This is a genomic window from Microcystis sp. M31BS1, assembly GCF_020245285.1.
GTDB classification, from domain to species: domain Bacteria; phylum Cyanobacteriota; class Cyanobacteriia; order Cyanobacteriales; family Microcystaceae; genus Microcystis; species Microcystis panniformis.
Genome location: NZ_JADBVE010000296.1, coordinates 1 through 6474 on the forward strand (window position 1 = coordinate 1; position 6474 = coordinate 6474).

Consider the following 6474-nt stretch of genomic DNA (forward strand, 5'->3'; position numbering starts at 1 on the left):
AATCCTTATCTGGCAAGAGACTTAATTGATTAGTTCGCTCTAGATAAAAAACAATTGACAAAAATCGCTAAATGCCTTTCTCTATAAGGGTTCCATCCCTTATAACCCCCATCCATTGCATAACACAAACCGAAGAGCCAAGTTCCCTGACTTCGTTGTACATTTGAAGTTAGGGATTAAGCGTTTGCTTTACCCAAATTCGGAATTGTTTTAATGCCATGGCACTACCGATTTTTTGACTATTTTGTAGGGTTTCTGGAATTTTTTCTATTAGATTAAATTGAGAAAATAGTCGGCTTTGGGAAGATTCAACATATTCTGATCCTTGCAAAACATTGATTTCCAGTCTCTCTCCATTGTATCGCCACAATTCAGGAACACCCAATCGCTCATAATTATTAAATCGGGTTCGCTTAGTAATATCAATCTCAATTGCTAAATCGGGAGGGGGATCAATCGTCAAATCAAGGCGCGTTTTCCCCCGAATAGCGTTACAGTTTTCGATATAAAAAGACTCATCTGGTTCTATTCCTTGATCCATTTGTTGATTTTTAAAGGTTGTTGATCCAGCAGGTTCATAGTCTAACCCTAATTCATCTAGGAGAACTTTAACCAAATCCCCGATTAAAACTTTGGTATTTTCATGAATAAAAAGAGGAGTCATTGCTTCTAAAGTTCCTTGACTATAAGATAGACGAATTGACCGTCGATCTCCCAATTCGTCAAGAATTGTTTCATAATCTTGCCAAGTGAGTGAAGTTAACAACAGGCGGTCGCCTGGGGTAACAGTTAGTTGTTTTAATGCTAATAACATCAGAATTTGTCGGCTCAGTTGTTATGATTGCGCGGTTTAGTCAGTATTTAACTTTTTTCTACCTTAGACTATATATAGCAGTTTTCATCAGAATGAGGCATGGGCAAGGGGCTTAAACTCTTTGTTGGCAAAACTTGTCGATACCTCAGTAACGTGAAAAGCGCTATATGCAAGAGTTCTAGTAAGCTGCCCGCGCATTTAAATTGCTTGTTGAGACGAGGCAAGAGGCAAGACCCAAGACCCGGTAGCATCTCACCTTTGCAATAAGTAGAAATGCTTAATGAGATCAATAAAAAAGTTAAAAAAGGCAACCATTTAGATAGGGTTTGCTGAAAAAGTTTTTCGTGGGGGCAGGGTGTGGGGTGTAGGGTGTAGGGTGTAGGGTTTTACCGATTTTCAGGTGGTCAATTACCCAATTTTCAGGGAAAAAGTCCAGGGATTTTCCCCCTGATCACTCCCATGCCCGGCACTTTTGGATTTCAAAAAAGTCTAAAAGTCTTATCCAACAAGGTTTTTAGATTTATTCAGCAAACCCTAATTAAGCTTTTCAACATCGATAATGTACCTCTTGCGAACAGGAAACGCTATATAAACCAGGCTCTTCTGGTTTCTGTGTGTAAACGAGGTCTATACTGATAGTTTCTTCTTTCAAAATAGTCCTAAAAGTCTTGCCCAGTAAGCATTTAACCTTACATAAGCAAAAATTATCACACAAAGTCGAGAAGAGCCTAAGTAGGTAGGCACAATTATTTGTAGGATGGGTTAGCGGTAGCGTAACATAATCGGGCGTTGGGTTTCATGCTTCAACCCAACCTACGTTCATTTTATATTTAATTCCACCCACCTACTTAAACCAGAAGAAATTGAAGCTATGGTTGATAAAAATAAAATTATTAATCAAGCAATGGGGTTGATTTTAGGATAGGAGAACTGCACAGAATAATCAGATAGCTAATTAAACCAGTTCAAAATTTTGTTCCAAATAGATGATACAGATGTTGTAAGTTTCTTCCAAATATTATCAAATTTATCCCAAATGTTTTCATCTTTTGGAGGTGGTGTTTTACCCGTGCCAAATTTATCCCAAATGTTTTCATCTTTTGGAGGTGGTGTTTTACCCGTGTCAAATATATCCCAAGCACTTGATGAATTGGTTTCAAGTTTTGTCCAGGGATCTGAAGATGTTGTATTTTTTGGACTGGTTTGAGTTTGAACTCCGTTAGGGGAGAAAGTCCATCCTTGACTTGAGGGAGGAGGGTATGGGGGTGGAGTAGATTTAGGATTAGATGGGAAATCCCAACCGATAGTGGGGGGTGAAGTAACGATTGGAATAGGGTTAGTAGGAGGCTCAAAACTCCATTTAGCTCCTGTGTAATTGTTGACTAAATTTTCAAGAGGTTGTAGGTTTTCAATATTTGATTGTTGACAAAATTTCTCTAATTCTTGGGTAAAATACACAATCTCAGGAGAAAGATTTTTAAGTTGTTTGAAAATCTGGGATGAATTAGGTTTAATTAGGTCTTTTTCGGAAAATAGTAGCCTTTCTTCTTGTTGTATTTGTTGCCAATAGTTGGGATTTTCTGATAGAATAAGCAATGATAAATAAATCACTATTTCTGAGAAGTAGTCAGCTTTTGGACTTAATTTAGATAACTTATTTCTGTTAGGATGTTGATAACCAGGGAGTCCTTTAATATTGTCGGTTGCGTTGCTTAATTGAGGAACATATAAACTATCATAGTCAATTAAACATAGATCACCATTTTTACGCACTATAATATTACCGTGTTGTAAGTCTCCATGAGAAATATTATTTTGATGAAGAATTTTAACCATTTCTAAGAATTTTTCGGCAAAGTTACGGATAGAAGTCGGGTTATTAATATTATTAGATATAAATTTTTTAAAGCTAATACCATCAACCCATTCCATTCTAATAATGGGAAATCTTTGTCCATTGACTAAAATTCCTTGTTCTTGGTAAGCAAAATCAACAAAATAAGGAAGTTGAACTGTTTTAAGATAGGCATCAATCGCCTTATAACGAATTTTTAGATCCCCTAAATCTTCTATCCAACATTTAAGGGCATATTTTTTAGGATTAGTTTGAATTTCATAAACAACGGCTTTTCCGCCATTATGAGACAGTAAAAAGTTCTGATTTTGCTTTTGCTTAACAGGCTTTCCTTTTTGTAAAATACCATCGTATATAAATCTATCAGGGTATTTTACGACTGTTTCATAGTCAGTTCTAAGCGGATATTTCATTTTTTTACATACCCCACAAATGTAAATTTAGACCAATTGGGAAGGGAATCAAATTCAAGTTTTTTAAACTTTGATGGTTCACTTAATTGTCCAAAAACATCCCCTTCTGATACACTAGGAAAGATTCTCAGATTTGTCTTGGGTTTTATTTCTATTTCATCCCTTGCACAAGTATAACATTCATTCAAGATTGCTTGATTAGCATAAAGATCAATCTGAAATTTAATCCATTCCTCTCCTTCTTCTAAAATTAAAACCTGAGATGAGTCAGATAAAGCAGGAATAATAATTTCTTGAAAAGTTTGATCTTTGTAGATTTTAGTTTCTTTTTCAAGGTTCCTATATTTAGGTTTATATTTAGTGACTTGACTAGATGAATTTGAATTGCTTGATTGTTCAGTTTTTATACTATTTATTATGGTCGCAGTGGAGAGTATAGTTAAGATTATATTTACAGGAATAAAAACAAGGAGAAGATTACGGATTTCCTTAATACTGCTTCCCTTAATTCCGGGGTCTTTCGTCGGTTTAGAAGCTGAACTCGTCGAATCGCGGGGCGTCATGGGTAAAGATGGCAGAAATTTTAATAATGTTTGTAGATTGGAGCTTATTTTGGCAAAACCAGAAGTATCTTGTAACTTTTGCTCAGGAGTATTGTCTTCAGGTTCTTCTTCTACGCTTGAAGAATTGTTTTGATCTTCTTTAGAAGGCTGTTCAGTTTCATAACTTAAAGGTGAAATGATAGGAGTATTTTTTTGATTTTCTTTTCTGGTTTGTGTAGGCAAACTGACGATTTCACCATCACTGACTTCTAAAATCATTAAAGTGACATCATCATTTTTCATTTTTATTGTGTCATCCTGTCTAGCAGATTTTACAAAATTCTCAAACTCCTGTATTGTAAGTAAAGTTGTTAAAATATCTCTTTGCTGTTCTGTATATTTAAGAATATATTCAGCTAGAGCGTCAGTTGCTAGTACAAAATAAAGCTTATCTGAATGTTGTTTGTATTTTAATTCGATGTCTAAAAATTTTGGCTCATGATCATTATTTTTAGAGCGACTTCCAAAATATTCAGGTTGATTATTAAAATCCGTTGATTTTTTCAATAAATGGGTTTGAATTAATTGATTTCCCTGAAAAATAAACAGACAGCTATCGCCAACAATTGAGATTTTTGCTTGATTTTCAATAAATTGTAACCCAATAAAGGTAGATGTTGCTGATTTAGAACGCTCCAAACCATTGTAAATCTCAATCCAGGCAAAATTATTACCGCTTTTTGCTTTTTCTAATTCTGCTTTAACTTCTTCTAACCATTTTTGCTGAATTAGTTCAAGCCATTCTTGCCAATTGTTTTTATCAATCTGGGGATTTTCACAAAAATAATTAACAAGAAGTTTTGACCATATACTTGAGTAAAATGATTGAGTTGCACCATCGGCGATCGCAAAACAATTCTTAGCTTCATTATAGCTAAAATTATCTTGACAACCGCTAATGGTTTCCATCTCTTTATGAGTTCTATCACTGAACCGACGGATGACTGAAACTTTATGATGAGATTCCATAATTAATGACAATAACTTTAGCGTAATGCTCCTTGAGAACCAAATTGAAGAAGTTTAATCAGTGCTTCAGCATCAGCATTAAAGATAAAACCTCTGGCATTAGGTTGAACATTAAAACCCGCATTTTTGGCACTCTCAGCAAGAGGATCAGGAAGCACACTGGAAATATCAAACAAAAAGTTAGCAAATTTATTATTGTTAAAACCAGCATTGTCACTAGGTAACTCTATTTTCCCTGCTGATGCGTTAGAAATATGAGCATTCAAAACAATCACGTTACCGTCACTTGTTTTAAGTTGTGCTAGTTTTTTCGCTTCAGTAGTAGCAGCATTAGAATCATTAGGTTCTCCATCGGTTATATTAATCACAACAGGTGGAAAACTATCGGGATGATTAGAAATAAATTTTTCTACCCCAGTATAAGCCTGTTTAAAGGCTTCAGCCATTGGTGTTCCATTACTTGCAGTCGGTTTCACAAACACTCGCATTACTTCATCCACTTCAACCAACCCACCTGCACCATCAGAGACTTTTCTCTTAAGGGTTGTTGTATCGGGATTTTTAGCCAACTCTGAGGCTTTACCTAGAAATAGTACATTAATACTTGCTCCATAGCCAACCGCCGCCACAAAACATCTGTCTTTAATCTCATTACCCGATGAACAAGCTGTAATAATTTCTCCGATGACTCGATTAACGGCTTTTGCGGCAAAATCTGCTTTATCTGAATCGGCGTATTTATCTGACATTGAAGCTGACTGATCAATCATAATCAGGATAAATCCAGGCTTGGCGCTACTCAGTTGTTCTTGATACATAACTTAAAGATTACTTCATTGATTTTTGAAAGGGAAAAGATGATCATGTCACCGCAAAATGGGCTATGATGACAATCTAGCAAGCAAATAGGACTAATTAGCTTGATTTACCTAACATCTCAGTATTGTAGCGTTTGATTTTAGTACAAAAGTAGGCTTTGGTACACAATTTATAGGTAGGTTATGGTACAGTCTTAGTTCCGTTTGGTATAATATATTGGATTAACCCTCTAATTTTTTAACCAGAAATGAATAATATTGACCAAGTTTTGCAATATGTTGATGATTTAATGTTTGAGAAAGTGGCGTCTCATCTGACACCAGTACAAGAAGCAATCTTGACAGGGGTTTGGCAAGGTCAAAAATATTGGCAAATTGCTCAATCTTTTAATGGTTGTAGTGAATCTCATATTAAAAAAGAGGCTGCTAACTTATGGAAAAAGTTGGGTAAGGTATTAGACGAAGATGTTAATAAAGATAATTTACGATCCAAGTTAGAAAGAAAATATCGGGTTTCTCAAGCTTATCATTCGGGGAATTGTTTGTTACAAATTGATAACATCAATATTGGTGGTCAAATTATTCAAACGACTATAGCGGTGTGCAGTCGTATGAGGTACAGTGTCACGAGCTATAAACCATGCTAGGCAAGGCTTGGTCTGTATCTCACTCAAGCGCTTACCGCTATAATGATAACCAAAACCGATCATATTCTTTACATAATAATAAATCTCCCATGATTGACTTAACAAAAGCCCCTGAATTAAGGTATAACTATGGACGTAAGTTAGAAATATCAACCTTAAAAGAATGGCTAGATAATAAAACTCGATTAATTACCATTTATGGGTTAACTGGAATCGGAAAAACAGCTTTAACCCTTAAATTAATTTCAGAAATTGCCCCACAATTTGATTATATTATTTATCGCAGTCTGGAAAATATTCCTCAATTAATCGCTCTCAAAGATGATCTAAAACAGTTTTTCAACCAATCTCTATCA

General features: G+C 35.2%; 4 protein-coding genes and 1 pseudogene. 1 reads left to right on the forward strand and 4 read right to left on the reverse strand.

The genetic code is table 11. The features are described 5' to 3' along the window. Positions 1–169: 169 nt before the first annotated feature. The 4 genes from IM509_RS16955 to IM509_RS16970 form a co-directional block, all read right to left on the reverse strand. On the reverse strand, positions 170–814 hold the full coding sequence (locus tag IM509_RS16955; RefSeq protein ID WP_002788315.1) for a Uma2 family endonuclease: 645 nt from the start codon (positions 812–814) through the stop codon (positions 170–172). A gap of 951 nt (positions 815–1765) precedes the next feature. Further along, the gene (locus IM509_RS16960; protein WP_185237564.1) at positions 1766–3082 is read right to left on the reverse strand and encodes a protein kinase domain-containing protein; all 1317 of its coding nucleotides are present in this window, start codon (positions 3080–3082) and stop codon (positions 1766–1768) included. Beyond that, positions 3079–4653: a PP2C family serine/threonine-protein phosphatase gene (locus IM509_RS16965; protein WP_185237565.1), complete on the reverse strand. Its 1575-nt coding sequence runs from the start codon at positions 4651–4653 to the stop codon at positions 3079–3081. Before IM509_RS16965 ends, IM509_RS16960 begins: the two co-directional genes overlap by 4 nt. A gap of 17 nt (positions 4654–4670) precedes the next feature. Then, entirely contained in the window at positions 4671–5471 is an 801-nt protein-coding gene (locus IM509_RS16970) for a vWA domain-containing protein (protein WP_185237566.1), read from the reverse strand. A 248-nt stretch (positions 5472–5719) separates the two neighbouring features. Between IM509_RS16970 and IM509_RS16975 the strand changes: the two are divergent. Then, positions 5720–6474: pseudogene (locus IM509_RS16975) on the forward strand (helix-turn-helix domain-containing protein); the annotation flags it as partial.

Coding starts and splice junctions, on each gene's coding strand:
- IM509_RS16970 (WP_185237566.1), bottom strand. CDS start 5,471: ATGTATCAAGAACAACTGAGTAGCGCCAAGCCTGGATTTATCCTGATT.
- IM509_RS16965 (WP_185237565.1), bottom strand. CDS start 4,653: ATGGAATCTCATCATAAAGTTTCAGTCATCCGTCGGTTCAGTGATAGA.
- IM509_RS16955 (WP_002788315.1), bottom strand. CDS start 814: ATGTTATTAGCATTAAAACAACTAACTGTTACCCCAGGCGACCGCCTG.
- IM509_RS16960 (WP_185237564.1), bottom strand. CDS start 3,082: ATGAAATATCCGCTTAGAACTGACTATGAAACAGTCGTAAAATACCCT.